Below are 24,732 nucleotides of genomic sequence, written 5' to 3'. Positions count from 1 at the left end.
CGATTTCGGCCTTGCCGGTACGGACGACTTCATGCAGGTTGGTGTTCGGGATCACATCGGTCACCTTCTTGCCGATGGCCTCGCCATGCTCGATGCCGAAGAACCGTTCATGCACCGGCGGGACATATCGGATGCGCGCCTTCTCATCCACTACCACGACCGACTCGTAGGGGTTGTTCAGGAAGTAATCGAACACCGCGTGCGCGAAGTCGACATTGGCGACGAAATCGAAGAAGGTGGATTTGCTGGATGCCTTCTGGATAAAAAACAAGGTGGCATCGTCGGCGGCACGGAAGCTCACGATCAGCTTCGGCTCGCCATCCAGCGCCAACATGCCCCGCCTGCGGTCTTGCTTGCGGTATTTCTCAAGCAGGCGCTGTTGCACGGCCTCGTCGCGCGCGAACCCGGTGGCGCAAGTCACTTCGCCTTTCGCGTTCAGGATCAGTGCCCCAAAGGCGAGCGGGTCGTTGTCAGTGGTGTCCATGATTCTCGGACCGTCTTCAATAAGTACAGGGGAGAGTGGGTTGACATGATTGTCTCCCAAATAGACATTTTCTGCAGACGGGAAGTTGCTTTCCCGGGTGGCATGGAGGTTGCAAAGTGGCGATTGTCCGACGGCATCCAGCGGGCCGGCGCGCGCTGGAATGAGCACGCCGCAACATAAATTTCTCCTCAGAAAATCTCTTCACATGCACGCCATGGATAAGGGCCACTTCATGCTTCAGCAACTGCTTGACGATTCGGGGCATCGACGTTGGCGGCGAAGCGAAGCCCGGGCAGCGATGCCACCAAATGAAAACATGCGGCCCATGCCCGCTTCCGGCCTGTTGGAGAGTATTCACGCGCGGCGCTCGAAAGGCGAGTCCTTTGCTTCCATTGCCGCAGCCCTCAACAAGCAAGGCTGCAGCGGCGGCTACGGCGGCCGCTGGTACGCAAGCAGTGTCTGGGCGTTCTTGCAGCGGCATTCATAGGGTGCAGGGCCAGCACGCTTCCGCGAAGTGTGCTTCATGAAGACAGTCCGGTTGCTCGTCGCACGAACACTTGTGGCGATCGGGCGCTGTCGCCTCCCGCTAAACCGGCGCCACGCCATCAAATCCGTGCGCCCCCGCCGTTGGCATGCATGTTGCAAATTTCGAATACGAGCAATCTTCCAACTGAAAGGGATTCATGAAAATCGAAACGGTAGGCGTGATCGGCGCCGGCTTGATGGGTAGCGGCATTGCGCAGGTGTGTGCCGTTGCCGGGCTGAAGGTGGTGCTGCGCGACCTGAACGAGGCCGCGCTGACCAAAGGTGTACAGATGATCTCGGCAAGTCTCGACCGTGCGGTCACCAAGGGAAAAATGTCCGCCGAAGAAAAGGAGCGGGCGCTTGCGTCCATCAGCACGCATACCGAAACCGGCGCGCTGGCGCAGGCCGATTTCATCATCGAGGCGGCCACCGAGAACGTGGAGATCAAGCTTGCGATCCTGAAGGAGGTCGAGGCCGTAGCAAAGGCCGAGGCGGTTATCGCCAGCAATACCTCCTCGGTATCCATCACCAAGCTCGCCGCGGCACTGTCCCGTCCTGAGCGCCTGATTGGCATGCACTTCTTCAATCCGGTGCCGATGATGTCGCTCGTCGAGCTTATCCGCGGCATCCAAACCAGCGACACTACCTTCGCGACGACCGACGCGCTCTCGCGCCAGATCGGAAAGACGCCGATCTCGGTGAAGAACGCACCCGGCTTCGTGGTGAACCGGATTCTCGTTCCGATGATGAACGAAGCCATCTTCGTCCTCCAGGAAGGGCTCGCCACGCGCGAGGACATCGATCTCGGCATGAGATTGGGGACCGGCCAGCCCATGGGCCCGCTCGCGCTGTGCGACCTGGTCGGACTCGACACGCTGCTCGCGGTGCTGAAAGTGTTCTACCACGACTTCAACGATCCGAAATACCGCCCCGCGCCACTGCTGCAGGAGATGGTCGACGCAGGCTACCTCGGCCGCAAGAGCGGTCGCGGATTCTACGAGTACTGACGGCAGGCACGCTGTCTTCTGCAAGAACAAAGGCGTATCGCAGCTGTATTCAGTAAAGACAGATTGACTCGGCAATCGGCGGAAAGCGGCGCAAAACAAGGCCTCCGCCCGGTGGCACGAAAGCTGCTCAATTCGCGAAAGCGTTATTGATTACTCAAACATCGAAGGAGACCGGGGCATGATTTGTGCGTTCAATCGGCACGCCACCGAGGCGATCGCCAGCTTTGCCGGTAAGGGGGCGACATGCTGGGACTGATGCAGGATAGATCGCTGCTCTGTCATCGCGTGCTCGAACACGCAGCACGGCAGCACGGGGGGCGGCGCGTCGTTTCGCGTCTTCACGACGGGTCGATCGCGGTCACCAACTACGCGCAGATGGAGTCCCGTGCCATGCGCGTTTCGCAGCGTCTGCTTGCCGAAGGCATCCAGCAGGGCGACCGCATTGGAACGCTCGCCTGGAGCAATGCCAACCACCTCGAATGCTGGTTCGGCATCGCCGGCGCCGGCGCGGTATACCACCCGATCAATCCGCGCCTGTTCAGCGAACAGATCGCTTTCATCATCAATGATGCGAAGGATCGCATCCTGCTGGTCGATATCGCTTTCGTCCCGCTGGTGGAGAGCCTTGCCGATCGCCTGCCGTCGGTGGAACGCTACGTGATCCTGACCCATCGTTCCAGCATGCCGGAGACTTCATTGCGCAACGCGATCGCCTATGAAGACTGGATTGCCGAAGGCGATGCCAGCTATCGCTGGCCGGACTTCGATGAAAACTCGGCGGCGAGCCTCGCCTACACTTCCGGCACCACCGGTCAGCCCAAGGGCGTCTTGTATTCCCACCGTTCGATCGTGCTGATGTCCCTGATCGCCAACTCGCCGGACATGTATGGTTTCTCTGCCAACGACATCGTGCTGCAAGTCGTGCCGATGTGCCACGCAAACGGATGGACGTGGCCGTTCTCGGCGCCCATGGCGGGCGCGTCGCTCGTGTTGCCGGGGCCGGGGCTCGACGGTGCCTCTCTGTCGGAATTGCTGCAGAGCGAAAAGGTCACCTGCACCGGGGGCGTGCCCACGGTGTGGAAGAGCGTTCTCGACCATTTGGACGCACAGGGCGAAAAGCTCACCCACCTGAAGCGCATCTACATCGGCGGCTCTCCGTGTCCGCGCTCCATGATCCAGGCTTTCAACGAGCGGCACGGCGTCGAGGTGCGCTCCGCATTCGGCGCTACCGAAATGGGGCCGATGTCAGCAATCTGCTCCCTCATGCCGGAGACGAACGGCCTGGAAGGGGAGGCCATGATGGATCTGCGCCAGACGCAGGGCCGGCCGCCCTTCCTCGTTGAATTCAAGATCTGCGACGAGCATGGCCGCCGCTTGCCGTGGGACGGCCAGACCTCCGGACACCTGAGGGTGCGCGGCCCCTGCATCGTCCAGGCGTACTACGGCAAGCCGAAGGGAAGCGCGCTGGATGAAGAGGGCTTCTTCGATACCGGCGACGTCGCCACCATCAACCGGCACGGGTATGTGCGACTGACCGACCGCGCCAAGGATCTCGTGAAATCCGGCGGCGAGTGGATTTCCTCGGTCGACCTCGAAAACCTCGCATCAGATCACCCCGGCGTGCGCGAAGCCGCGGTGATCGGCGCCCGTCACCCGAAATGGGACGAACGTCCGCTGCTGCTTGCCGTCCGGCGTGAAGGCGCAAAGCCGGACAAGGCAGAAATCCTGGAATTCCTCTCCGGAAAAGTGGCGCGCTGGTGGCTGCCGGACGACATCGTGTTCGTGGACGAACTGCCGCACACCGCGACCGGAAAACTGGACAAGAAAGTGCTGCGTGCCAAGTACGCCGATCACCTGGTCGAGCGCATTCCGGAGTAAGTGAGCATGACAATGGAAACAATGCATCAATTGGCAAAGAACAGCGAGTACCCCTTATTGCTCTCGCCGATCAAGGTCGGCGCGCACACATTGCGCAACCGCGTGATCATGGGCTCGATCCACACGCGCCTTGAAAACGAACCGGACTCGATTCGCAAGCTGGCAGCGTTCTACGCGGAGCGTGCGCGCGGCGGCGTCGGCCTGGTGATCACGGGCGGAACATCACCCAACTTCGAGGGACGTGTGGAAGAGGGCGCCACCGTGCTTGACTCGGAAGACAAGCTCGATGAACACCGCCCGATCGTCGACGCCGTTCACGCAGGGGGCGCGAAGATCGTCTTGCAGGTGCTGCACACCGGCATCTACGCCAAGCATCCGGAAATCTGCGGTCCCTGCTCGGCGCCGTCACCGATCAACCGCCGGATCCCGCGCGAAATGACGACCGAAGAGGTCGAGCGGACGGTGGATGATTTCGTGCAGTGCGCCGTCCTCGCGCGCGAAGCCGGTTACGACGGCATCGAACTGATGGGGTCGGAGGGCTACCTGATCACGCAATTCACCGCGCCGCGCACCAATCGCCGTACCGACAAATGGGGCGGCTCCTTCGAGAACCGCATCCGCTTTCCGGTGGAGATCGTGCGGCGTACGCGTGAGCGTCTCGGTCCTGAATTCCTGATCATGTACCGCATCTCGGCGATCGACCTGGTCGAGGGCGGCCTGACCGGCGACGAGGTCGACGCGCTCGCCCGCGCCGTTCAAAGCGCTGGCGTCGATGTCATCAACATCGGTGTGGGCTGGCACGAGTCCGTCGTACCCACGATTGCGACCTCGGTACCGCGCGCCGCCTTTGCCTTTGCAGCCGCGCGGCTGAAAAAGGCCGTCTCGGTGCCAGTCGTGGCCTCGAACCGGATCAACATGCCAGGCACGGCGGAAGAAATCCTGACCAAGGGCGAAGCCGACCTGGTCTCGATGGCGCGCCCCTTCCTCGCCGACTCGGAATTTGTCATCAAGGCGGCGAGCGGCCGGACCGAAGAAATCAATACCTGCATCGCCTGCAACCAGGCATGCCTCGATCACATTTTCACCGACCGTCTGGCGACCTGCCTGGTCAATCCCAAGGCCTGCCACGAAACCGAATTTGATGAAACGCCGCCGGCCGTCAAGCAGCGTGTGGCCGTGATCGGCTCCGGCCCTGCCGGGCTGGCCTGTGCCACCACCGCCGCGGAACGCGGCCACCAGGTGGTGTTGTACGACGCCAGCGACGATATTGGCGGCCAGCTCAATGTCGCACGCCGCATTCCGGGCAAGGAGCAGGAGTTCGCCGAACTGATCCGCTACTTCCGCAAGCGCGTCGAACGCAGCGGCGTCGAGGTACGGCTGAACGTACGGGTCAATGCCGCTGCATTGGCGCAGGAAAACTTCGACTGCATCGTTGTCGCGACCGGCATCAAGCCGCGCCTGCCGGAACTGCCGGGCGCGACGCATGCGAAGGTTGTCGGCTACCTGGATGTCATCCTCGGCAAGGTAGAGGTGGGCGAGCGCGTTGCCGTGATCGGCACCGGCGGGATCGGGCATGACGTGGCGGAATTGCTGACGGCGCCGAAGAAGGGCGTGCAGTCGGTGCCCGAGTTTTTCGCCGCCTGGGGCGTGGACCCCACCATTTCGAACCGCGGCGGCCTTGCCGAACCGGTCATTGAAAAGGCGAAGCGCGAGGTGACCATGTTCCAGCGCAGCACCGTGCGCCCGGGAGCGCGCCTGGGCAAGAGCACAGGCTGGATCCATCGCAGCAAGCTGATCAAGCGCGGCGTCCCGGTCATCTCGGGCGCCACCTATCACAAGATCGATGACGAAGGCTTGCATTACAGCGTCGATGGCCGGATGCAGGTGCTGCCGGTCGATCACGTCGTGATGTGCGCCGGCCAGGATCCGGAGCGTACGCTGGCTGATGCGCTCGAGCGCAGCGGAAAGCGGGTGGAGCTGATCGGCGGCGCACGCTTTGCTTCCGAACTCGACGCCAAGCGCGCCATTGACGAAGGCACGCGCCTCGCCTACAGCCTCTAGGGGGACCCAGTCATGAAAGTTCTCACACAACGGTCAGCGGAGCCGGTGCTTCAAGCGCGCAATCTATGCCTGCGCTTCGGCGGCATCGAGGCGCTGGCGAACGTCTCCTTCTCGGTCGAGCCGGGTTCGATCACCGCGCTCATCGGTCCCAACGGGGCCGGCAAGACTTCGCTGTTCAATTGCGTGTCGGGGTTCTACAAACCCTTTTCGGGCGAGATCCTGTTCGAGGGCAAGGACATCACCCGGACGCCCCCGCCGATGCGGGCGAAACTGGGTTTGGCGCGCTCGTTCCAGAACATTGCGCTGTTCCGCGGCATGACCGTGCTCGAAAACATCAAGCTCGGCCGCCACAGCCACATGCGCAGCAACCTGCTCGATGGCCTGTTCTACTGGGGCCGCGCGAGAAAGGAAGAGGAAGCGCTGAGCGCCGAGATCGACGACAAGATCATCGGCCTGCTCGACATCGCCTCCATCCGCGATGAACCGGTGGCGAACCTGCCGTACGGCTTGCGCAAGCGCGTCGAGCTCGCGCGCGCCCTGGCCATGCATCCGCGCGTGCTGCTGCTGGATGAGCCGGTGGCCGGGATGAACCGCGAGGAAACGGAAGACATCGCCAGGTTCATTCTCAAGATCCGCGACGAATGGGAACTGACAGTGCTCATGGTCGAACACGACATGGGCATGGTGATGGACATTTCCGATCATGTCGTCGTGCTCAGTTTCGGCAAGGTGATTGCTCAGGGCAGGCCGGAAGACATTCAGAACAATCCGGAGGTGATCAGTGCCTACCTGGGGCAAGACGCCGCAGGCCAGCTCGCACTGACGGCCGCACAACTGGAGGTGGTATGAACGACTGGTTGTATTTCACCGAAGTTGCGCTCGCGGGACTCGGTTCAGGGGCATTGCTGGCGTTGACCGGACTTGCCTTCGTGCTCATCTACAAGGCCACGCGCGTGGTGAACCTCGCCATCGGCGAGACGCTGATGCTCGGGGCCTATCTGTTCTTCGGATTTACCTCCGGGCTGAACATGGCGGTCTGGCTGGCCGTCCCGCTGGTGCTGCTGTGCGGGGGCGTGTACGGTGCGGCGATCGAACGCGCCGTCATCCGCCGCATGCTCGGCAGCAGCGCCTTGTCGGTCTTCATGGTGACCATCGGCCTGGGCTCGATCCTGGTCGGCGTGGTCGAACTGGTATGGGGCCTGGAGCCGCACAGCCTGGTCAACTTCATGCCTGAAAAGCCGGTGTTCCTCGGCGAGATCTACGTATCGTCGAAGACCGCGGTGGCGTTCGTCGTCGCCGCGCTCACCATCGGCCTGTTCCTGCTCGTGTTCCGCTACTGGCGCGGCAGCCTGGCCCTGCGCGCCACCGCCACCGACCCCGGCGCCGCCTATTCCTGCGGCGTCAGCGTGCCGAAGGTGTATTCGCTGTCCTGGGTGGTCGCCTGCATGATCGCCGCCGGTGCCGGAATCCTGGTCGGAGCAATCGGCGGAATTTCCTCGGCGATGGGCGTGTTCGGACTGACGGTGCTGTCGGTGGTGATCATGGGCGGGCTCGATTCCATCCTTGGCGTGCTGCTGGCAGCCTTGTTCGTCGGCTTGGCCGAATCGTTCGCCATCGCCTTCCTCGGCGGTGAATTCAAGCTGGTGACAACCTTCACGCTCTTGCTGGCGATGTTGCTGGTGCGCCCGCACGGGCTTCTCGGAACTGCTGAAATCGATCGACTGTGAACATGCAAACACTCAATACACCGGCCTCTCTGGCCGTAGCCCCTGCGCCTGCGATCACCCGGCAACGCGCGTGGATGGCGGCGTCGCTGCTGGCCTTCGGCGCCTTCCCGTTCATCTCGTCCGAGTACTGGCTCTACTGGGCCTGTCTCATTGCGATCAATGTGATCAGTGCAACCGGGCTGAACATCCTGGCCGGCTACACGGGCCTGGCCAGCCTGGGCCAGGCGGCGTTCATGGGCGTGGGCGCCTATTGCGTCGCACTGCTGGAGATGCACGCCGGCACGCCCTTCCTGCTCAATATCGTGATCGCGGGCGCAGCCGCTGCCCTGATCGGACTGGTGGTCGGCATTCCGAGCCTGCGCGTGAAAGGCTTGTATCTCGCGATCTCGACGATCGCCGCGTCGATCATCCTCGAGTTCACGTTCGCCAACTGGGATTCCGTGACCAACGGTGTGCGCGGCCTGAACATCGCGCCCGCAAGCCTGTTCGGCACCGAGCTTGCGCGTCCCGAGCAGCTTTATTGGATCATCATTCCGGTGGCCGTGGTGATGGTGGCGGCAGCCGCCAATCTTTTCCGCACCCGCGTCGGACGCGCCTTCATCGCGATCCGCGACCGCGATATTTCTGCCGAAGTGCTCGGCATCCCGCTGCTGCGCTACAAGCTGATGAGCTTCGGCCTGTCGTCGTTCTATGCCGGCGTCGCGGGCGGGCTATGGGCCTACTTCTTCCGCGTGGTGACGCCGGAAAGCTTCCCGATCCAGATGTCGATTTTCTTCCTGGCCGCGATCATCGTCGGCGGCATGGGCAGCATTTCCGGCAGCATCATCGGCGCCGCCTTCATGACCATGGTGCCGGAGATGCTGCGCCTCGCGTTCAACGTGATCGCGCCCGCCGATGCCATCACCATCATTCCCGCCATCCGCGCCATCGTGTTCGGCACCCTGATCATCGGCTTCCTGCTGTTCGAACCCCAGGGACTCGCAGAAGTGATACCGCGCCTGCGCAAGCACTGGCGGGCGCGTAGAGGTAGAGGAAATCTCGGCAGCACCACATCAAAAACTTGATTCACACCTGGATAGGAGACACAAAATGACCAGCGCGAAACGCCATACCCTCAAGCTCGCCCTCGGCCTCGCCGGTGCCCTGGCCCTGCCTTTCAATGCCGCGACGGCGCAGGATAAATCCGACATCGTTCTCGGCGCCTCGATTCCGTTGAGCGGCGTCATGGCCGCCACCGCGGCCGGTTATCACGCCGCGATGCAGGACTATATCAATCTGGTGAACGAGCAGGGCGGCATCAAGGGCCGCAAACTGCGCTACGCGGCCGAAGACACAGGCTACAAGGTCGACGTGTCTGTCGCCGTGTTCAACAAGCTCACCGCCAGCAACGACGTGCGCTTCTATTACGGCGACTCGACCGGCTTTGCCAAAACCATTTCCCCGGAGCTGCAGCGCAAGGGCAACATCCTGATGTCCGGCACCTCGTTCGCGACTGAGTTGAACAATCCGGAACGTTTCCCGAACTACTTCATGTCCGGCCCCGACTACTCGCAGATGGTCAAGATCCTGCTGCGCCATATCGCGGCTGAAAAGCCGAAGGCGCGCGTGGCGCTCGTCTATTCCGACAACGAGTTCGGCCGCGACCCGATCGCGGCGGCGGAAGCGTACGCCAAGGAGCTCGGCCTGACCGTGGCGCAGACGCTGCCGACACCGATCGGCTCCGTCGACGTCTCGACCGAAGTGCTCAAGCTGCGCCGCGCCAACCCCGACTACACCATCTTCCACGGCTACGTGCTGGCGCCGATCCCCGAATTCATCTCGCAGGCGAAGAACCTCGGCATGAAGACAAAGTTCATGGGCACGCTCTGGTCGATGGACCTGGTCAACATCGAGCGCATGGGCCCTGGCGCGGACGGCTTCATGGGCGTCATGCCCTACCGCTACTACTTCGACAAGGAGGGCAAGTCGCCGATGCTGGAGCAGATCCGCAAGATCCGCCCGGAATACCAGTCGGTCGCCTACATGCAAGGCTTCCTCACCTCGATGCTGTTCGTCGAGGCCGCCAAGCGGACGCTGGAATCGGGCAAGGAATTGACCGGTTCGAACATGAAGACCGCGCTCAACTCCATCAAGAACTGGGATACGGGCGGCATCATCGGCACGCCGATCTCGGTCCAGGGAAACTCCATCCCGGTGGGCCGCGTGTACCAATACGACGCAGGCAAGAAGACCATGCTCCCGGCATCGGGCTGGATCGACCTGTCGAAGTAACCCGCCTGCAAAACCCGGAAAGAAATCATGGCTGACGTGTCTTCCAACATCCTAGAAGTGGACAACATCGAGGTGGTGTACGGCAAATCCGTCACTGCCCTATCCGGCCTCTCGCTGAAGGTGCGGAAGGGCTCGGTTGTTGCGCTGCTCGGCGCCAACGGCGCCGGCAAGTCGACCACTCTGAAGGCAGTGACCAACGTGCTTCCTCTGGAAGACGGACAGGTGACGGCGGGCGCGATTCGCTTCAGCGGCGAATCGACGCACGGCGTCGCTCCCGACCGCCTTGTGCGCAAGGGCATGTTCCACGTCATGGAGGGCAGGCGCATCTTCACCGACCTCACGGTGGAGGAGAACCTGACCACGGCCGGCTTCGCCCTGTCCGGCCGCGCGTCGCTGGGCAAGGAAGGCTATGACCTCGTCTATGGCTATTTTCCGCGGCTGTTCGAGCGGCGCAACGGCCTGGCCGGCTACCTTTCCGGCGGCGAGCAGCAGATGCTCGCCATCGGCCGGGCGCTGATCGCGCAGCCCAGTCTGATCCTGCTCGACGAGCCCTCGCTCGGCCTGGCGCCGAAACTGGTCGAAGAAATCTTTTCCATCATCTCGCGCATCAACCGCGAGCAAGGCGTGTCGATGCTGCTGGTCGAGCAGAACGCGTCGATGGCGTTTTCCGTCTCCCATCACGGCTACATCGTGGAAAACGGCAAGGTGATGCTGGACGGGCCGAGCCAAGAGCTGACCCGCAATCCCGTCGTCAGGGAGCTCTACCTGGGCGTGCACAGCGACAGCGAGTCGAAACGCCGCAGCTATCGTTGAACCTTAATCTGGAGCAAGAATTGGAATCAAAGAAGGCAGTTATCACTGCATATGTACGCTCGCCCTTTACCGCGGCCCGCAAGGGGGCGCTGGCGGAAATCCGTCCCGACGACCTGAGCGCGCAAGTGATCCGGGCACTGATGGAAAAGGTGCAGGTCCCGGCGAGCGAGGTCGAGGACGTAATCTGGGGCTGCGCCTATCCGGAAGGCGAACAAGGTTTGAATCTGGGGCGCATCGTCGGCATGCTGGCCGGCCTGCCGGACTCCGTCGCCGGGGTGACGGTGAACCGCTGGTGCGGTTCGGCGCTGCAGTCGATTCAGATGGCCGCCGGCATGATCGCCACCAACGCCGGCGAAGCCTTCATCTGCGGCGGCGTCGAGTCGATGTCGCGCGTGCCCATGTTCGGTTTCAATATTGCGCCGCCGGCTGCCTGGTCGCAGGAGGAGACGGACGCCTACATGAAAGTCGGCCTGACTGCCGAGCGTGTGGCGGAGCGCTACGGCATCACGCGTGAAGAGCAGGACCGTTTCGGATTCGACAGCCAGAACAAGGCGCTGGCCGCGCAAGAGGACGGCCGTCTGGCGCAGGAAATCGTCGCCATCGACGTCAAGGGCGAACGGGTGGACAAGGACGGCTGCATCCGCATGCCATCCATGGAAAAGCTGGCCAGCCTGGCGCCCGCGTTCAAGGAGGGCGGCACGGTGACGGCGGGCTCGACTTCGCCGATGACGGACGGCGCCACCGCGCTGTTTGTCTGCTCCGAGGCGTTCGCCATGCGCCATGGCCTGCCGGTGCTGGCCGAGGTGGTGAGCTTCGCGGTGGACGGCTGCGCCGCGGATGTGATGGGACTGGGGCCGATCGGCGCCAGCCGCAAGGCATTGTCGCGCGCCCGGCTCAGCATCGAGGACATCGATGTCGTCGAAATGAACGAGGCGTTTGCCGCCCAGGCCGAAGCCTGCCGCCGCGAGCTCGGCATCGCGCCGGAAAAACTGAACGCCGATGGCGGCGCGATCGCGCTCGGTCATCCGCTGGGCGCGACCGGCGGCCGCCTGGTGGGCAAGGCTGCGCTGCGCCTCTCGCGCGGCGAAGGGCGCTATGCACTGGCGACCCAGTGCATCGGCGGCGGTATCGGCATCGCCATGGTGATCGCGAGGCCGCACTGATGAATGCGTATGCAGCACCGCTGCGCGACATGCAGTTCATTCTGCGTCACCTGGCGGATCTTGAGCAGATCGGCAGCCTGCCGAACTGCGAAGAAGCAAGCGTCGAACTGACGGAAGCGGTCCTTGACGAGGCGGCGCGCTTTTCGGCCGGCGTGCTGGCTCCGCTCAACCCCATGGGCGACGCGCAGGGCTGCCGCGTGGAGAACGGCAGGGTGGTCACGCCGGACGGATGGATCGAGGCCTACGCCGAGTTCCGCGACGCCGGCTGGGTGGGGCTGGGCATGGCGCCCGAGTTCGGCGGACAGGGGCTGCCGAAGCTGGTCGCGGCGCCGGTCACCGAAATGTTTTATTCGGCGAACATGGCGTTCAACCTGCTGCCACCGATGGCGCAGGGCGCTGCCGAAACCTTGCTGCTGGCCGCCAACGAACAACTGAAGTCGACCTTCGTGCCCAAGCTCGCCAGCGGCGAGTGGACGGCGACGATGGACCTCACCGAGCCGAACGCCGGCTCGGACCTGAGCGCGATGAAGACGCGCGCCGTGCCCCATGCGGACGGCAGCTATCGCCTGTTCGGGCAAAAGATATTCATCACTTACGGCGATCACGAGCTGGCCGACAACATCGTCCATCTCGTGCTCGCACGTCTTCCCGATGCACCGCCCGGCGTGCGCGGCATCTCGATGTTCGTGGTCCCCAAGTTCCTCGTTGGCGAGGACGGTACGCCCGGCGCGCGCAACGACATGCAATGCATTGCCGTCGAACACAAAATGGGCATCCGCGGCAGCCCGACCTGTGTGATGAGTTACGGGGACAAGGATGGGGCGGTCGGCTACCTGGTCGGTGAACCGAACTGCGGCCTCGAGTACATGTTCGTGATGGTGAACGAGACCCGCTTCAACGTCGGTCTGCAAGGCATCGCGCTCGCCGAGCGCGCCTGGCAGAAAGCCCTTGAATATGCCGGCGAGCGGCGCCAGGGCCGGGACGCCCAGACGGGTGAAACCAACGTTCCCATCATCCGCCACCCCGACGTCAGGCGCATGCTGCTTGCCATGCGCGCGCGCGTGATGGCGGCAAGGATGCTGGCCTATACGGCGGCAGGCTGGTTTGACCGTGCCCGCTGCGATCCCCATCCGGAAAGGTCGAAACACAGCAGGCAGCTGCTCGACCTGCTGATGCCCGTGGTCAAGGGCTGGGGCTCCGAACTCGGCATCGAGGTTGCCAACCTCGGCATACAGATCCACGGCGGCATGGGCTTTGTCGAGGAAGCCGGCGTGGCGCAGTATCTGCGGGATGTGAGGATCACCAGCATCTACGAAGGCACCACCGGCATCCAGGGACAAGACCTGATCAACCGCAAGACACTGCGCGACAAGGGCGAAGCCTTCCGTCTCCTGATTGCCGAAATGCGGGCCGCGGCCCGGCGCGCCGAGGAATCGCCCGTCGCGGGCCTGGGCGCCCGGCTGATGCGCAGCATCGACACGCTGCAGGAAGCGGTCGACTGGGTGCTGTTCAAGGGCGAGAAGGAGATGGGCGAGGTCTTGTCCGCAAGTACGCCCTTTCTGCACCTGGCCGGCATCACCTGCGGAGGGTGGCAGCTCGTGCGTGCCGCGACAGCCGCCGCGGCTTTGCGCGAACGAGGAGATCCGGACGCCTACTTCAACGGAATCATCGGGCTGGCCGAGTTCTATTTCACCAACATCGCGCCGCACGCTGCCGCCCATGCGACGGCAGTCATGGAAGGCGCGAGGGCTGTTCACTGCTACCAGTCTTTTTGACGATCCAGGCTCTCCGGCTCCTCGCCGGAGAGTTTCTTGTAGAGGTAGGCGCGCGAAATTCCCAGCTCCTCCGCGACCTTGCTCTTGTTCCCCTTGTGCTTGTGCATGGCGTCGCGGATCATCGTTTTTTCCAGTTCCTCGATCGCGTCCTGCATCCTGCCCGGGACCGGTGCGCGTGGCGCGGCGTCCGCCGCCGGTAGCGGAGGCGGCGACATCAGACGGAAATTATCGAGCGTGATTTCCGGGCCATCGCAGAAGATCGCCGCTTTTTCCACCTCGTGCAGCAGTTGCCGTACATTGCCCGGCCACGGCAACTCCTTCAGGTAGGCATAGACGCGCGAATCCACGCCCTTGGCCGAGGTGTGGTGCCGCTCGGCAAACGCAAGCAGGAAGCTTTGCACCAGCTCAGGAATGTCTTCCCGCCGCTCGCGCAGGCTCGGCATGCGGATGGTGACGCCGCTGATGCGGTAGTAGAGGTCGAGCCGGAACTCGCCGTTGGCGATCATCTCCCGGAAATCGCGGTTGGTCGCGCTGATGAGGCGGAAGTCCGAGTGGCGCGGCCGGTCGCCGCCCACGCGCTCGAAGATGCCATCCTGCAGGACGCGCAGCAGCTTGACCTGTACGTCCGACGGCATATCGCCGATTTCGTCGAAGAACAGCGAGCTGTGGTCGGCCAGCTCGAACTTGCCCTTGCGGCCCTTTTTTTCGGCGCCGGTGAAGGCGCCGGCTTCATAGCCGAACAGTTCGCTTTCCACCAGCGAAGCGGGCAGGGCGGCGGCATTGACAAACACCATCGGATTCTCGCTGCGCTGGCTCAATGCGTGAATGGCGTGCGCGGCCAGTTCCTTGCCGGTGCCGCTCTCGCCGATGATCAGCACCGGCACCGACAGCGGCGCGACCTTGGCGATGTCGGCCTTGAGCTGGCGAATCGCATCGCTGTTGCCGACCATCTTGTCCAGGCCGAAGGTACGCCGTTTCAGTCCGGTGAGTTCGTTGCGGTAAAACTCCACCTTCGAACGAAGCTGCGCCACTTCGTTGCCGAGCGCAACCACTGTTTCGGGGCCCTTGAACATCACGCGTCCGAGCGCCCCGACCGTCTTGCCGTTCTCGACCAGGGGGATGCGCGCGACGACGCGGGTGACGCCGCCCATTTCCTGCAGCTTGCCGATCTCGGCCTTGCCGGTGCGGACAACTTCATGCAGTTTCGTGTTCTCGATCACCTCCGTGACCTTCTTGCCGATCGCCTCGCCGTGGGCGATGCCGAAGAAACGTTCATGGACCGGGGGAATGTACCGGATGCGCGCCTGGCCATCGACCACCACCACCGACTCGTAGGGATTGTTCAGGAAGTAGTCGAAGACCGCGTGCGCGAAGTCGACATTGGCGACGAAATCGAATAGCGTGGACTGGCTGGCGGCATGCTGAATGAAGATCAGGGTCGAGTCCTCCCCCGAACGGAAGCTTGCGATCAGCCTGGGAGCGCCGGCGACGGCCAGCATGCCCCGCCGGCGCCCCTCGTTTCGATAGCACTCCAGAACCCGCTGCCGGATGGCATCGTCGCGGGCAAAGCCGGTTGCGCACATCACCTTGCCATCGGCGTCCAGTATCAGCACGCCAAAGGCGGCCGGGTTATATTCCCTTGTCGCATCCATGAGTTTCAGTGTGTCTCCTGTAAATACAGAATTCGCCGCCGCGACTGTCCATCGGGAAGACAGCTTGTGCATGCCGGCGCTGCTTGCATCGCCCCGGATTTGTTGCGCAATGCTGTCCTTGCACCACTTAAGCCCGCGATTTTCCAGTGAAAACAGGCAGTTTTCGTGCCACGCCGCTCAAGGCGGAGCGCGGTGGCACGGACGTTGCAAAGTGAAGGAGACCACATTCGACGTACACACACACTCATGTTGCCTGCTGAACAACTCGCCCCGGCCCCGGACTCTCCCGCGCTTGACCTGCTCGAAGGCATCCGCGTCCTTGACCTGACGACCTCCATCGCCGGCCCCTATGCATCGCTGCTGCTGGCCGACCTCGGCGCCGAAGTGCTGAAGATCGAGCGCCCCGGCCGCGGCGACGACGCGCGCGCCTGGGGGCCACCCTTCCTCGACGGTGAATCCCTGTGGTTCCTGAGCGTGAACCGTAACAAGCACAGCGTCACGCTCGACTATGCGCAGGCCGCCGGGCTCGAAGCCCTCCATGCACTGGTGAAGGCCGCTGACGTCATCCTCATCAACCAGGTGGGACGCAGCCAGAAGAAACTCGGCATCGACTATGCGCGCCTGCGGCATATCAATCCGCGGCTGGTGCATGTATCGATCACCGGCTTCGGGCTGGAAGGCGCCAAGGCCGACCAGCCTTGCTACGACCTGATCGCCGAAGGCTACAGCGGCGTGATGGACCTGACCGGCGAGTCCCCCGAGCGCGACCCGCAAAAGGTGGGCACGCCGGCGGCCGACCTGCTGTCCGGCGCCGATGCGGCCATGGCGGCGATGGCCGCCCTCATCGACCGCAACCGCACCGGCCGCGGACACGAGATCGACATCGCGATGGTCGAGAGCATGACGCGATTCATGACGCCGCGCATCGTTCCCTATCTCGGTTCGGGCGAACTGCCGCGCCGCAGCGGCGGCACCGACAGCGTGATCGCGATCTATCGCACCTTCTACACGGCCGACCATCCGATCACGCTCGGGCTCGGCAACGATGCGATCTGGAAGCGTTTCTGCGAAGCGATCGGGCGCCCTGACATGGCGCAGGACCAGCGCTTCGCCGACAACGCCGGCCGCCGCGCCTTCCGTCCGGAAATCGTGCAGGAGATCCAGGCCATCCTGCTCACCAAGCCGCGCGTCCACTGGCTCGACCTCTTCGCCGGCGCGCGCATCCCCGCCGGGCCGATCAACAGCCTCGACCAGGTGGTGACCGACCCGACCCTGACCGAACGCGGCCTGTTCTACGCGCCCCGCCGCAACGGCGTGCCCGTACCCCAGGTCGGCCTGGGCATCCGCTTCGACGGCAATCACCACACCCACCGCAAGGACCCGCCCCGCCTGGGCGAAGATACCCGGCACGCCTTCGCGACATGGCTAGGCTGGGACGACGACGCGATCCGGAAGCTGGACGACGCAGGACTGCTCTGAGACATCCATCCACACACATACACACCAGGAGAACGAGACATGACACGCCAGTTCGAGACCATCCTCTACACCGAAGACGGCCCCATCGGCACCATCACGCTGAACCGTCCCGACAACGGCAACATGTTCAACGAAACCATGTGCCACGAGATCCGTGACTGCATCAACGATATCCGCCGCGAGACCCGCACGCGGGTCATCGTCATCACCGGCGCCGGCGACCGCTTCTTCTGCATCGGCGGCGAAAAGACCGGCATGCCCGACACCCACCTCTACCCCGGCGTGCTGCCGGTGCTCGACATGTACGAGGCCATCGACCGCCTGCAAAAGCCGGTGATCGCCTCGGTGAACGGCTTTGCCGTCGGCGGCGGCAACGTGCTGCAAGTGATGTGCGATATCACCATCGCCAAGGAAAGCGCGGTGTTCCGCCAGGTCGGGCCGATGATGGGCAGTTTCGACGCAGGCTTCGGCACCTGGTACCTGGAAGACCTGGTCGGCAAGAAGAAGGCCAAGGAAATCTGGTTCCGCAATCCGAAGATCAGCGCCAGGGAAGCGGAGGAGATGGGCCTCATCAACAAGGTGGTGCCCGACGACCAGCTGGCCGCCGCCACGCGCGAAATGGCGCTGGAGATCGCCGAGCGCGGCGCCTTTGCGCTGGCCTCGATCAAGGCGGCCTTCGGCGCCCGCCACGGCGGCGTGGGCGGACTGTCGCGCGTCACGCATGACCTGCTGCTGCGCCTGAACCTCGACACCGAGGAGTCGAAGGAGCTGTCGAAGTCGTTCAGCGAAAAGCGTTCGCCCGACGCGTCCAAGTTCGGTCACTGAGCGAGAGCGGCGCCATGAACACGGTCCTTACCCTCCACGATCCGCAGCAGGCGCGCGCGTATTACGCAGCCGGCGTCTGGCAGGACAAAACCTTGTACACGCTGCTGCGCTCGCATGCGCAGGCACGTCCCGGCGCGTGGGCGCTGCGCGACAGCACGCGGCGGCTGACGTGGGAACAGCTCCTGGAATGGACGGACGCGGTCGCCGCCGATCTTGCCGCTGCGGGCCTGCGCAAGGGCTCGCGCGTCTCGGTGTGGCTGCCCAGCCGCGTGGAGTCGGTCATCATCTTCCTCGCCTGCTCGCGCAACGGCTACATCTGCAATCCCTCGCTGCACCAGAACTATACGGTGGCGGAGATCGTGCGGCTGATCGAGCGCATCGATTGCGAAGCCTTCTTCGGGCAAAGAGGTTATGGCGCCGATGGCAAGCGGGAAGGCGTGGCCGACGAGATCGGCGCCGTCAAGAGCCTGCGCCGCTCCTACTGGCTGGAGCCCTCGCGCGACGGCGCCGGGGAGTTTCCGCGAGCGGACGGGGCGGGGTCGCAATTCGAGCCGGAAACCAATCCGGACAAGGTGGTCTACCTCGCCTTCACCTCCGGCACCACGGGGTTGCCCAAGGCCGTCATGCACAGCGACAACACTCTGCTTGCCAACGGCAGGGCGATGGTGAAGGACTGGGGGCACGATGCCGATACGATTCTGTTCAGTCTCAGCCCGATCAGCCACCACATCGCAACGGTGGCAATCGAGCAGGCGCTTGTCGCCGGCATGGAACTGGTGGTGAACGACCTGCCCTCCGGCTTGAAGCCGATCGACTGGATACTCGAGACCGGCGCGACCTATGTGATGGGCGTGCCCACGCATGCGATGGATATCCTGGCCGAAACGAAGCGGCGCGGCCTCGACAAGCTCGGGAAGGTAAAAGTGTTCTACATGGCGGGCGCCGCCATTCCACGCGAAATCGCCCAGGGCTTCCTGAACCGGGGCATCCTGCCGCAGAACATCTACGGCATGACCGAAAACGGCTCGCACCAGTACACGCTGCCCACCGACAGCGCCGATACCATCGTCGGCACCTGCGGCCGTGCCTGCGGCGCCTATGAAGTCAAGCTGTGGAATGCGGAGAACCCGGACATCGAGGCCAAGCCCGGCGAGATCGGAGAGATCGGCGGGCGGGGCGGCTGCCTGATGCTCGGTTACTTCAACAACCAGTCGGCCACCGAGAAATCCTTCAACGCGCACGGCTGGTTCCTCAGCGGCGACCTCGGCATGTTCGACGAAAACGACTGCCTCGTCATCATGGGGCGCAAGAAAGACCTCATCATCCGCGGCGGCCACAACATCCATCCGTCCACCATTGAAGACCTCGCCATCACGCATCCGGCCGTGCTCAAGGCGGCCGCCTTCCCGGTGGCCGACGATCGCCTCGGCGAACGGGTCTGCCTGGCCGTCACCTGCACCGAGGGGGCAAGGCCGCCGGCAGGCAATGAAATCCTGAAGCACCTGCATGATGCCGGGCTGTCGAAGTTCGACATGCCGGAGTTCTACATTCCGCTCGATGAATTTCCGCAGACCGCCAGCGGAAAGATCCTCAAGCGCGAGCTGGTGGAATGGGTCAAGCAGGGCCGCATCCAACCTGCCCCCGTGCGTTGGGTAGGCGACGACAATAAAACCAACGGGAAGGCGAACTGACCATGCCGATCACACTATCCTACCGCGACGAATTCGCGATCCTCACCATCGACCGTCAGGAAGCCCTGAACGCCCTGAGCTTCTCGCTGATCGGCGATATCGGCCGCTGTCTTGACGAAGCGGAAAAGTCCAAGGCGCGCGCGCTTCTCATCACCGGTGCCGGGCAAAAGGCGTTCTGCGCCGGCGCGGATATCGCCGAGCTCACCAACCGCGACCTCGAAGCGCAGAAGCGCGGCGCCGAATTCGGCCAGCAAGTGTTCGGGCGGCTCGACACGCTGCCCATGCCGTCGGTCGCCATCATCAACGGCTATGCCTTCGGCGGCGGGCTGGAACTGGCGCTGGCCTGCACCTTCCGCCTTGCCACCGCAAATGCCAAGGTCGGCCTGCCGGAAATCAAGCTCGGCCTGATTCCGGGCTATGGCGGCACTCAGCGCTTGCCGCGCGTGGTCGGCGAAGCACGCGCCCTGGAAATGATCATGACGGGTCGCACCGTTGCCGCCGACGAGGCGGCGCGCATCGGACTCGTGAACCGGCTGGTGGAGGGCGATGCGGTCGAAGCCGGCATGGCCTTCGCCCGCGAATTCAGCGGCCACGGCATGGTGGCGCTGCGCCTGGCGCGCGGTGCCGTGCAACGCGCGCTGCAAACCCCGCTGACCGAAGGCCTCAGGATCGAGGCCGACCTTTCCACGCTCGCCTACCAGACGAAGGATGCCAACGAAGGCATGGCCGCCTTCCTCGAAAAGCGCAAGCCCCAATTCAAGGATTGCTGACCATGTCGGAAAAAGGAACCATCATCGTCACCGGCGCCAGCCGGGGCATCGGCGCCGCCATCGCGATCGCGCTGGCCGAACTCGGGTATACCGTCGCCTGCCTGTCGCGCCGCGGCGAGCTGCCGGCCGTGCCGGGCGCGAGTGCGGAAGCGCTGGGGCGCTGCAAGGCCTTCACCTGCGATGTCACCCGCAGCGACAGCCTGCGCGACGCGTTCGCGGAAGCGGCAAAGCTGGGCGGTCCGGTCGCCGGCCTGGTGAACAATGCCGGCGTCCACCTCGAAGGCCCCAGCGCCAGCTTCTCGCACGAAGACTACGAGACCGTCTTCGTCACCAACACCACGTCGGTCTTCATGAGCTGCCAGCACATTTATCCGCACCTGGTGGCATCGGGCGGCGGCCTGATCATCAACATCGGGTCTTTCTTCGACAAGCTGGGCGTCAAGCGCAACCTCGCCTACTGCGCCTCCAAGGCGGCGGTGGGCGCGATCACCCGCTGCCTGGCCGTGGAGTGGGCCGGCAAGGGCATCCGCGTCATCGACGTCGCCCCCGGCTACATCATGACCGACTTGAACAAGGAAGCCATGTCCGCAGGCCCGCTGCGCGAGTACCTGGAAAAGCGCATCCCCGGCCGCGAGCCCGGCACCTCGGAAGACGTGGCGAAGCTGGTCAAGGCATTGTTCCTGGCGGATTCGCCTTTCCTGTCTGGCGAGACCATTTACATCGACGGCGCGCAAGGCGTCGCGCACTAACCTTCAAAGAGAACTGACGTGAATATTTTTGAGCGGCTCGATGCGAGCATCGAACTTTCGGACGACGAAAAGCAGCTGCTGGACAGCGTGCGTGCATTGGCGCGCAGCGAGCTGATGGTGCGCGCCGAACACTACGACAAGACCGGCGAATTCCCCTGGGAAAACGTCAAGGCGATCAACAACCTCGGCCTGAACGCGATGTTCATCCCGGAGGAGTACGGCGGGGCGAAACTGTCCTACACGGCCTACCTGGAGTGCGTGCGCGAGATCGCCAAGGCCTGCGCCTCGACCGGCATCATCTGGGCGACCAATTTCCACGCCATCAAGCCGCTCATCGACTTCGGCTCGGACGAACAGAAGCAGCGCCTGCTGCCGCGCATCGCCGAAGGCGGCCTCGCCGCACTGGCGATCACCGAGCCCGATGCAGGATCGGACGCCACCGGCATGCGCACCCGCTTTACGCCGGACGGGGATGACATCGTCATCGATGGCGGCAAGACCTTCATCACCAACGGCGACGTGGCCGATGTCTATGTGTTGTTCGGCAAATGGAGCGAGATCGAGGATCCCAAGAAGGCCATCTCGGTCGTGATCCTGGAGAAGGGTACGCCGGGGCTGTCGGTGGTGCGCACCGAGCAGAAGATGGGACACCGCGCTTCCAGCACCGCCACCATTTCCTTCGACGGCTGCCGCGTGCCGCGCGCCAACCTGTTGCGCAACCCGGGAGACGGCCTGAACATCCTGTTCTCCTCGCTCAACAAGTCGCGTCCCAGCGTGGCCGCCCATGCGCTCGGCATCGCGCGCGCCGCCTTCGAGGATGGCGTCGAATACATCAACCAGCGCAAGCAGTCGGGTCGCAAGATCATCGAGTTCCAGGGCATCCAGTTCATGCTGGCCGACATGGCGACCGATCTCGCCATGTGCGAATCCTGGCTGTGGCGCCTGGGCAAGCTGGTCGACAGCGGCGGAACCGACTTCAGCATCGATGCATCCATGCTGAAGATGCGCGCCACCGACATTGCCATGCGCATCACCACCGATGTGGTGCAACTCTTCGGCGGCTATGGCTATTGCCAGGATTTCCGCGTCGAGCGCCTGATGCGCGACGCCAAGATCACGCAGATCTGGGAAGGCACCAACCAGGTGCACCGCCAGCTGATCGGCCGCAGTTTCCTGACCAAATGAGAGGAATCCAATGAGTGAGATCAAGACGATCGGTGTCGCCGGTTGCGGCACGATGGGAGCGGGCATTGCCATCGTCGCCGCCCGCGCCGGTTTCCGTACGGTGGTGTTCGACACCCGCCAGGAGGCGCTCGACAAGGCGCTGAAGCAGACGCGCGACTTCTTCGCGAAATCGGTCCAGCGCGGCAAGATGACCGAGGAAAAGATGAGCGCAGCCATCGGCAACCTGGTCATGACCACGAACCTGGATGACATGGGCGAGTGCGACCTCGTCATCGATGCGGTGTTCGAAGACCTGAAGGTCAAGCACGAGCTGTTCGCGAAGCTCGACAAGGTCTGCCCGCCGCATGCCATCTTCGCGTCCAACACATCGACGCTATCCATCACCGAGATCGCCGCCGGCTCCGGCCGCGACGACCGCTTCGTCGGCATGCACTTCTGCCTGCCGGCGCAGCTGATGAAACTGGTGGAAATGTCGCCCGGCCTGAACACCTCGGAGGAAACCTTCGCCAAGGCCTGGGCCGCGTGCGAGGCCATGGGCCAGCGTCCGGTGAAGACCAAGGACAACCCCGGCTTCATCCTCAACTACTTCCTCATCCCCTACAACAACGATGCGATCCGTCTCGTCGAGGCTGGCGTGGCCTCGCCGGCCGACATCGACCGCGCGATCAAGGAGGGCCTGGGCTATCCGATGGGGCCGCTGGAACTGCTCGACCTGATCGGCCTCGATACCCAGCTGCTGCTGTGCGAGGCGATGTACGGCATTACCAACGAGCCGCGCGCCGCCTGCCCGCCGCTGGTCAAGCGCATGATCGCCGCCGGCCACCTCGGCCGCAAATCGGGGCGCGGGTTCTATACCTATGAAGGCAACGCGATGTTCGGGAGCTGAGACATGACTTATTTCATTATCGATACCGGCAACAGCCGTTCTTTCCCGGCCAGCCATCCGCTGCTGGAGGGAAAATCCAACGATGGCGAGGTCGTCATCCTCATCGGCGAGAAGGCCGGTGAAGCGCTTCCCGAGATCCGCAATGCGGAGGGCAAGGCCGCCATCCTGATCGAACTGGGCACGGAATGCCTCGGCGTCCACACCGGCGAAAGCCGCGCCAGGGAAGGTTCGAATATCCTCGGCTTCGCGCGCTTCCGCCTCGGCGACAGCGATCCGTCCAACCTCGTCGAACTGGTGCGCCAGCCGAATACGCCTGAATCGGCGATCAATGCCGCCAAGGCGGTGCTGGAAGGCGCAGGCCTGAAGGTTGCGGTCTGCCTCGATTTCGCCGGCCGCATCATCGACCGTCTCGTACGTCCCTACTACAACGCAACGCTGCGCCGGCTCGACGAGGGCCTGGCCACTGCCGACGACATGGACCTGACGCTCAAGCTCGGCCTCGGTTATCCGGAGGGGCCGATCGCCTTGCTGGAACGCACCGGGCTTGCCCATCACTTCGATGTGACGCAGGCCTTGTTCGAGGCCTATGGCGAGTCGCCCTATGCGCCGGCGCGCCGCGCCCGAGTGGCCAAGGCGCGCGCGCAGAAAAAGGGCGGCTGAGATGATGCGACCACTGGAAGGCGTGCGCGTGCTCGACTTCAGCACGCTCCTGCCCGGGCCGATGGCAACCCTGATCCTCGCCGAGGCCGGTGCGGAAGTGATCAAGATCGAACGCCCCGGGCGCGGCGACGAAATGCGCAGCTACACGCCGAAGTTCGGCGACGACAGCGTGAACTTCGGGCTGCTGAACCGCGGCAAGCGCAGCATTGCCGTCGACCTCAAGGAAGCGGGCGTGGCGGACAGGTTGCGCGGATTGATCGAAAGCGCCGACATCGTGGTCGAGCAGTTCCGGCCGGGGGTCATGGACCGCCTCGGGCTGGGCTATGAGGCGCTGTCGCAGATCAACCCAGGGATCATTTATTGCGCCATCACCGGCTATGGACAGACCGGCCCCAAGGCGAATGTCGCGGCGCATGACCTGAACTATGTCGCCGAGGCCGGCATGCTCGGACTCTCGGCCGGCAGCGACGGCGCGCCTGTCCTGCCGCCGGCGCTGATTGCCGACATCGCGGGAGGAACCTATCCCGCGGTGGTCAACATCCTGCTGGCGCTGCGCCAGCGCGACCGTACCGGCAAAGGATGCAAGCTCGACATCGCGATGGCCGACAACCTGTTCACCTTCCTCTACTGGGCCATCGGCAACGGGCAGGTGGAAGGGAAGTGGCCGGCGCCGGGCGGCGAGCTTGTGACCGGCGGCTCGCCGCGCTACCAGATCTATAGGACCAGCGACGGCAAGTTCGTCGCCGCCGGTCCGCTGGAGGACAAGTTCTGGGCCAACTTCCTGCAAGCGATCGAGGCACCGCCCGAATTGCAGGATGACAGCAAGGACCCTGCCGGTGTGCGCGCGGCGATCGCTGCCATCATCGGCGCCAAGCCCGCTGCGCACTGGCGCGAACGCTTCGCCGGAAAGGACGTCTGCAGCGTGGTCGTCGCGACCATGCACGAAGCGATGCAGGATGAGCACTTCCATGCGCGCGGGCTGTTTGCGAAGGAACTGGAGAGCAATGGCCGCCGCATCGCGGCGCTGCCGGTGCCGGTGGCCGGCGCCTTCCGAAACGATGCTCCCGTGAGCGGCTATCCGGCGCTGGGCGAGGCCAACCAAGAGTTTGGACTGGACTGAGAAACGTGGAA

Annotated in this window: 22 protein-coding genes; 20 read left to right on the top strand and 2 right to left on the bottom strand. The window is 63.8% G+C overall.

The features are described 5' to 3' along the window. Positions 1 to 484 (bottom strand): PAS domain S-box protein (locus VFF99_RS01775; protein ID WP_325014413.1); only part of this gene is annotated, 484 nt, incomplete at its 3' end. Between the two features lie 160 nt (positions 485 to 644). On the opposite strand from VFF99_RS01775, the gene VFF99_RS01770 reads away from it, so the two are divergent. The 11 genes from VFF99_RS01770 (at position 645) to VFF99_RS01720 (ending at position 13,704) form a co-directional block, all read left to right on the top strand. After that, positions 645 to 971, top strand: a complete 327-nt coding sequence (locus VFF99_RS01770) for a recombinase family protein (RefSeq protein WP_325014410.1) — start codon at positions 645 to 647, stop codon at positions 969 to 971. Positions 972 to 1,167: 196 nt separating this feature from the next. Continuing rightward, on the top strand, positions 1,168 to 2,016 hold the full coding sequence (locus VFF99_RS01765) for a 3-hydroxybutyryl-CoA dehydrogenase (RefSeq protein ID WP_325014408.1): 849 nt from the start codon (positions 1,168 to 1,170) through the stop codon (positions 2,014 to 2,016). A 243-nt stretch (positions 2,017 to 2,259) separates the two neighbouring features. Further along, positions 2,260 to 3,894 (top strand): long-chain-fatty-acid--CoA ligase, encoded by a 1,635-nt coding sequence (locus VFF99_RS01760; protein ID WP_325014406.1) that lies wholly within the window; start codon positions 2,260 to 2,262, stop codon positions 3,892 to 3,894. 6 nt (positions 3,895 to 3,900) lie between these two features. Beyond that, entirely contained in the window at positions 3,901 to 5,955 is a 2,055-nt protein-coding gene (locus VFF99_RS01755; RefSeq protein WP_325014404.1) for an NADPH-dependent 2,4-dienoyl-CoA reductase, read from the top strand. A 12-nt stretch (positions 5,956 to 5,967) separates the two neighbouring features. After that, positions 5,968 to 6,804 carry an ABC transporter ATP-binding protein gene (locus tag VFF99_RS01750; protein ID WP_325014402.1) on the top strand — a complete coding sequence of 279 codons (837 nt, stop codon included), beginning with the start codon at positions 5,968 to 5,970 and terminating at the stop codon, positions 6,802 to 6,804. Next, positions 6,801 to 7,682, top strand: a complete 882-nt coding sequence (locus VFF99_RS01745) for a branched-chain amino acid ABC transporter permease (protein WP_325014400.1) — start codon at positions 6,801 to 6,803, stop codon at positions 7,680 to 7,682. Before VFF99_RS01750 ends, VFF99_RS01745 begins: the two co-directional genes overlap by 4 nt. Before the next feature lie 2 nt (positions 7,683 to 7,684). Further along, positions 7,685 to 8,746: a branched-chain amino acid ABC transporter permease gene (locus VFF99_RS01740; protein WP_325014398.1), complete on the top strand. Its 1,062-nt coding sequence runs from the start codon at positions 7,685 to 7,687 to the stop codon at positions 8,744 to 8,746. Between the two features lie 25 nt (positions 8,747 to 8,771). Then, positions 8,772 to 9,953, top strand: a complete 1,182-nt coding sequence (locus VFF99_RS01735) for an ABC transporter substrate-binding protein (RefSeq protein ID WP_325014396.1) — start codon at positions 8,772 to 8,774, stop codon at positions 9,951 to 9,953. 27 nt (positions 9,954 to 9,980) lie between these two features. Then, positions 9,981 to 10,766, top strand: a complete 786-nt coding sequence (locus VFF99_RS01730; protein ID WP_325014394.1) for an ABC transporter ATP-binding protein — start codon at positions 9,981 to 9,983, stop codon at positions 10,764 to 10,766. A 20-nt stretch (positions 10,767 to 10,786) separates the two neighbouring features. Next, positions 10,787 to 11,929 (top strand): thiolase family protein, encoded by a 1,143-nt coding sequence (locus tag VFF99_RS01725; RefSeq protein WP_325014392.1) that lies wholly within the window; start codon positions 10,787 to 10,789, stop codon positions 11,927 to 11,929. Next, positions 11,929 to 13,704: an acyl-CoA dehydrogenase gene (locus VFF99_RS01720; RefSeq protein ID WP_325014390.1), complete on the top strand. Its 1,776-nt coding sequence runs from the start codon at positions 11,929 to 11,931 to the stop codon at positions 13,702 to 13,704. The genes VFF99_RS01725 and VFF99_RS01720 overlap by 1 nt, the downstream gene beginning before the upstream one ends. Here VFF99_RS01720 and VFF99_RS01715 read toward each other — a convergent pair. Continuing rightward, positions 13,689 to 15,356: a sigma-54 interaction domain-containing protein gene (locus VFF99_RS01715; protein WP_325014388.1), complete on the bottom strand. Its 1,668-nt coding sequence runs from the start codon at positions 15,354 to 15,356 to the stop codon at positions 13,689 to 13,691. The two genes, VFF99_RS01720 and VFF99_RS01715, sit on opposite strands and share 16 nt — an antisense overlap. Positions 15,357 to 15,602: 246 nt before the next feature. On the opposite strand from VFF99_RS01715, the gene VFF99_RS01710 reads away from it, so the two are divergent. From VFF99_RS01710 to VFF99_RS01670, 9 genes are read left to right on the top strand one after another with little or no spacing between them, the layout of a single operon-like run. Continuing rightward, positions 15,603 to 16,835 (top strand): CoA transferase, encoded by a 1,233-nt coding sequence (locus tag VFF99_RS01710; RefSeq protein ID WP_325014386.1) that lies wholly within the window; start codon positions 15,603 to 15,605, stop codon positions 16,833 to 16,835. A gap of 39 nt (positions 16,836 to 16,874) precedes the next feature. Then, positions 16,875 to 17,660, top strand: a complete 786-nt coding sequence (locus tag VFF99_RS01705) for an enoyl-CoA hydratase-related protein (protein ID WP_325014384.1) — start codon at positions 16,875 to 16,877, stop codon at positions 17,658 to 17,660. A 14-nt stretch (positions 17,661 to 17,674) separates the two neighbouring features. Beyond that, positions 17,675 to 19,351 (top strand): class I adenylate-forming enzyme family protein, encoded by a 1,677-nt coding sequence (locus VFF99_RS01700; protein ID WP_325014382.1) that lies wholly within the window; start codon positions 17,675 to 17,677, stop codon positions 19,349 to 19,351. Positions 19,352 to 19,353: 2 nt separating this feature from the next. After that, positions 19,354 to 20,121 (top strand): enoyl-CoA hydratase/isomerase family protein, encoded by a 768-nt coding sequence (locus VFF99_RS01695; RefSeq protein ID WP_325014380.1) that lies wholly within the window; start codon positions 19,354 to 19,356, stop codon positions 20,119 to 20,121. Positions 20,122 to 20,123: 2 nt separating this feature from the next. Then, the gene (locus VFF99_RS01690; protein WP_325014378.1) at positions 20,124 to 20,870 is read left to right on the top strand and encodes an SDR family oxidoreductase; all 747 of its coding nucleotides are present in this window, start codon (positions 20,124 to 20,126) and stop codon (positions 20,868 to 20,870) included. 18 nt (positions 20,871 to 20,888) lie between these two features. Continuing rightward, positions 20,889 to 22,055 (top strand): acyl-CoA dehydrogenase family protein, encoded by a 1,167-nt coding sequence (locus tag VFF99_RS01685; RefSeq protein WP_325014376.1) that lies wholly within the window; start codon positions 20,889 to 20,891, stop codon positions 22,053 to 22,055. 10 nt (positions 22,056 to 22,065) lie between these two features. Continuing rightward, the gene (locus VFF99_RS01680; RefSeq protein WP_325014374.1) at positions 22,066 to 22,941 is read left to right on the top strand and encodes a 3-hydroxyacyl-CoA dehydrogenase family protein; all 876 of its coding nucleotides are present in this window, start codon (positions 22,066 to 22,068) and stop codon (positions 22,939 to 22,941) included. Positions 22,942 to 22,944: 3 nt separating this feature from the next. Further along, positions 22,945 to 23,601 carry a 3-hydroxyacyl-CoA dehydrogenase family protein gene (locus tag VFF99_RS01675; protein ID WP_325014372.1) on the top strand — a complete coding sequence of 219 codons (657 nt, stop codon included), beginning with the start codon at positions 22,945 to 22,947 and terminating at the stop codon, positions 23,599 to 23,601. A 1-nt stretch (position 23,602) separates the two neighbouring features. After that, complete coding sequence (locus VFF99_RS01670) at positions 23,603 to 24,721, top strand: CaiB/BaiF CoA-transferase family protein (RefSeq protein ID WP_325014370.1); 1,119 nt, start codon at positions 23,603 to 23,605, stop codon at positions 24,719 to 24,721. The last annotated feature ends 11 nt before the right edge of the window (positions 24,722 to 24,732 follow it).

Source organism: Noviherbaspirillum sp. (assembly GCF_035654295.1).
In the GTDB taxonomy this organism is placed as follows: Bacteria; Pseudomonadota; Gammaproteobacteria; order Burkholderiales; family Burkholderiaceae_D; genus Noviherbaspirillum.
The sequence above is the reverse complement of the archived record's forward strand: the minus strand, read 5'-3'. Positions and strand labels throughout refer to the sequence as shown.

Bases quoted from the DNA above. Each gene is read 5' to 3' on its own strand.
- VFF99_RS01695 (WP_325014380.1), top strand. From the start codon at position 19,354: ATGCCGATCACACTATCCTACCGCGACGAATTCGCGATCCTCACCATC.
- VFF99_RS01675 (WP_325014372.1), top strand. From the start codon at position 22,945: ATGACTTATTTCATTATCGATACCGGCAACAGCCGTTCTTTCCCGGCC.
- VFF99_RS01770 (WP_325014410.1), top strand. From the start codon at position 645: ATGAGCACGCCGCAACATAAATTTCTCCTCAGAAAATCTCTTCACATG.
- VFF99_RS01710 (WP_325014386.1), top strand. From the start codon at position 15,603: ATGTTGCCTGCTGAACAACTCGCCCCGGCCCCGGACTCTCCCGCGCTT.
- VFF99_RS01740 (WP_325014398.1), top strand. From the start codon at position 7,685: ATGCAAACACTCAATACACCGGCCTCTCTGGCCGTAGCCCCTGCGCCT.
- VFF99_RS01705 (WP_325014384.1), top strand. From the start codon at position 16,875: ATGACACGCCAGTTCGAGACCATCCTCTACACCGAAGACGGCCCCATC.
- VFF99_RS01680 (WP_325014374.1), top strand. From the start codon at position 22,066: ATGAGTGAGATCAAGACGATCGGTGTCGCCGGTTGCGGCACGATGGGA.
- VFF99_RS01700 (WP_325014382.1), top strand. From the start codon at position 17,675: ATGAACACGGTCCTTACCCTCCACGATCCGCAGCAGGCGCGCGCGTAT.
- VFF99_RS01720 (WP_325014390.1), top strand. From the start codon at position 11,929: ATGAATGCGTATGCAGCACCGCTGCGCGACATGCAGTTCATTCTGCGT.
- VFF99_RS01690 (WP_325014378.1), top strand. From the start codon at position 20,124: ATGTCGGAAAAAGGAACCATCATCGTCACCGGCGCCAGCCGGGGCATC.
- VFF99_RS01735 (WP_325014396.1), top strand. From the start codon at position 8,772: ATGACCAGCGCGAAACGCCATACCCTCAAGCTCGCCCTCGGCCTCGCC.
- VFF99_RS01755 (WP_325014404.1), top strand. From the start codon at position 3,901: ATGACAATGGAAACAATGCATCAATTGGCAAAGAACAGCGAGTACCCC.
- VFF99_RS01670 (WP_325014370.1), top strand. From the start codon at position 23,603: ATGATGCGACCACTGGAAGGCGTGCGCGTGCTCGACTTCAGCACGCTC.
- VFF99_RS01760 (WP_325014406.1), top strand. From the start codon at position 2,260: ATGCTGGGACTGATGCAGGATAGATCGCTGCTCTGTCATCGCGTGCTC.
- VFF99_RS01715 (WP_325014388.1), bottom strand. From the start codon at position 15,356: ATGGATGCGACAAGGGAATATAACCCGGCCGCCTTTGGCGTGCTGATA.
- VFF99_RS01730 (WP_325014394.1), top strand. From the start codon at position 9,981: ATGGCTGACGTGTCTTCCAACATCCTAGAAGTGGACAACATCGAGGTG.
- VFF99_RS01745 (WP_325014400.1), top strand. From the start codon at position 6,801: ATGAACGACTGGTTGTATTTCACCGAAGTTGCGCTCGCGGGACTCGGT.
- VFF99_RS01750 (WP_325014402.1), top strand. From the start codon at position 5,968: ATGAAAGTTCTCACACAACGGTCAGCGGAGCCGGTGCTTCAAGCGCGC.
- VFF99_RS01765 (WP_325014408.1), top strand. From the start codon at position 1,168: ATGAAAATCGAAACGGTAGGCGTGATCGGCGCCGGCTTGATGGGTAGC.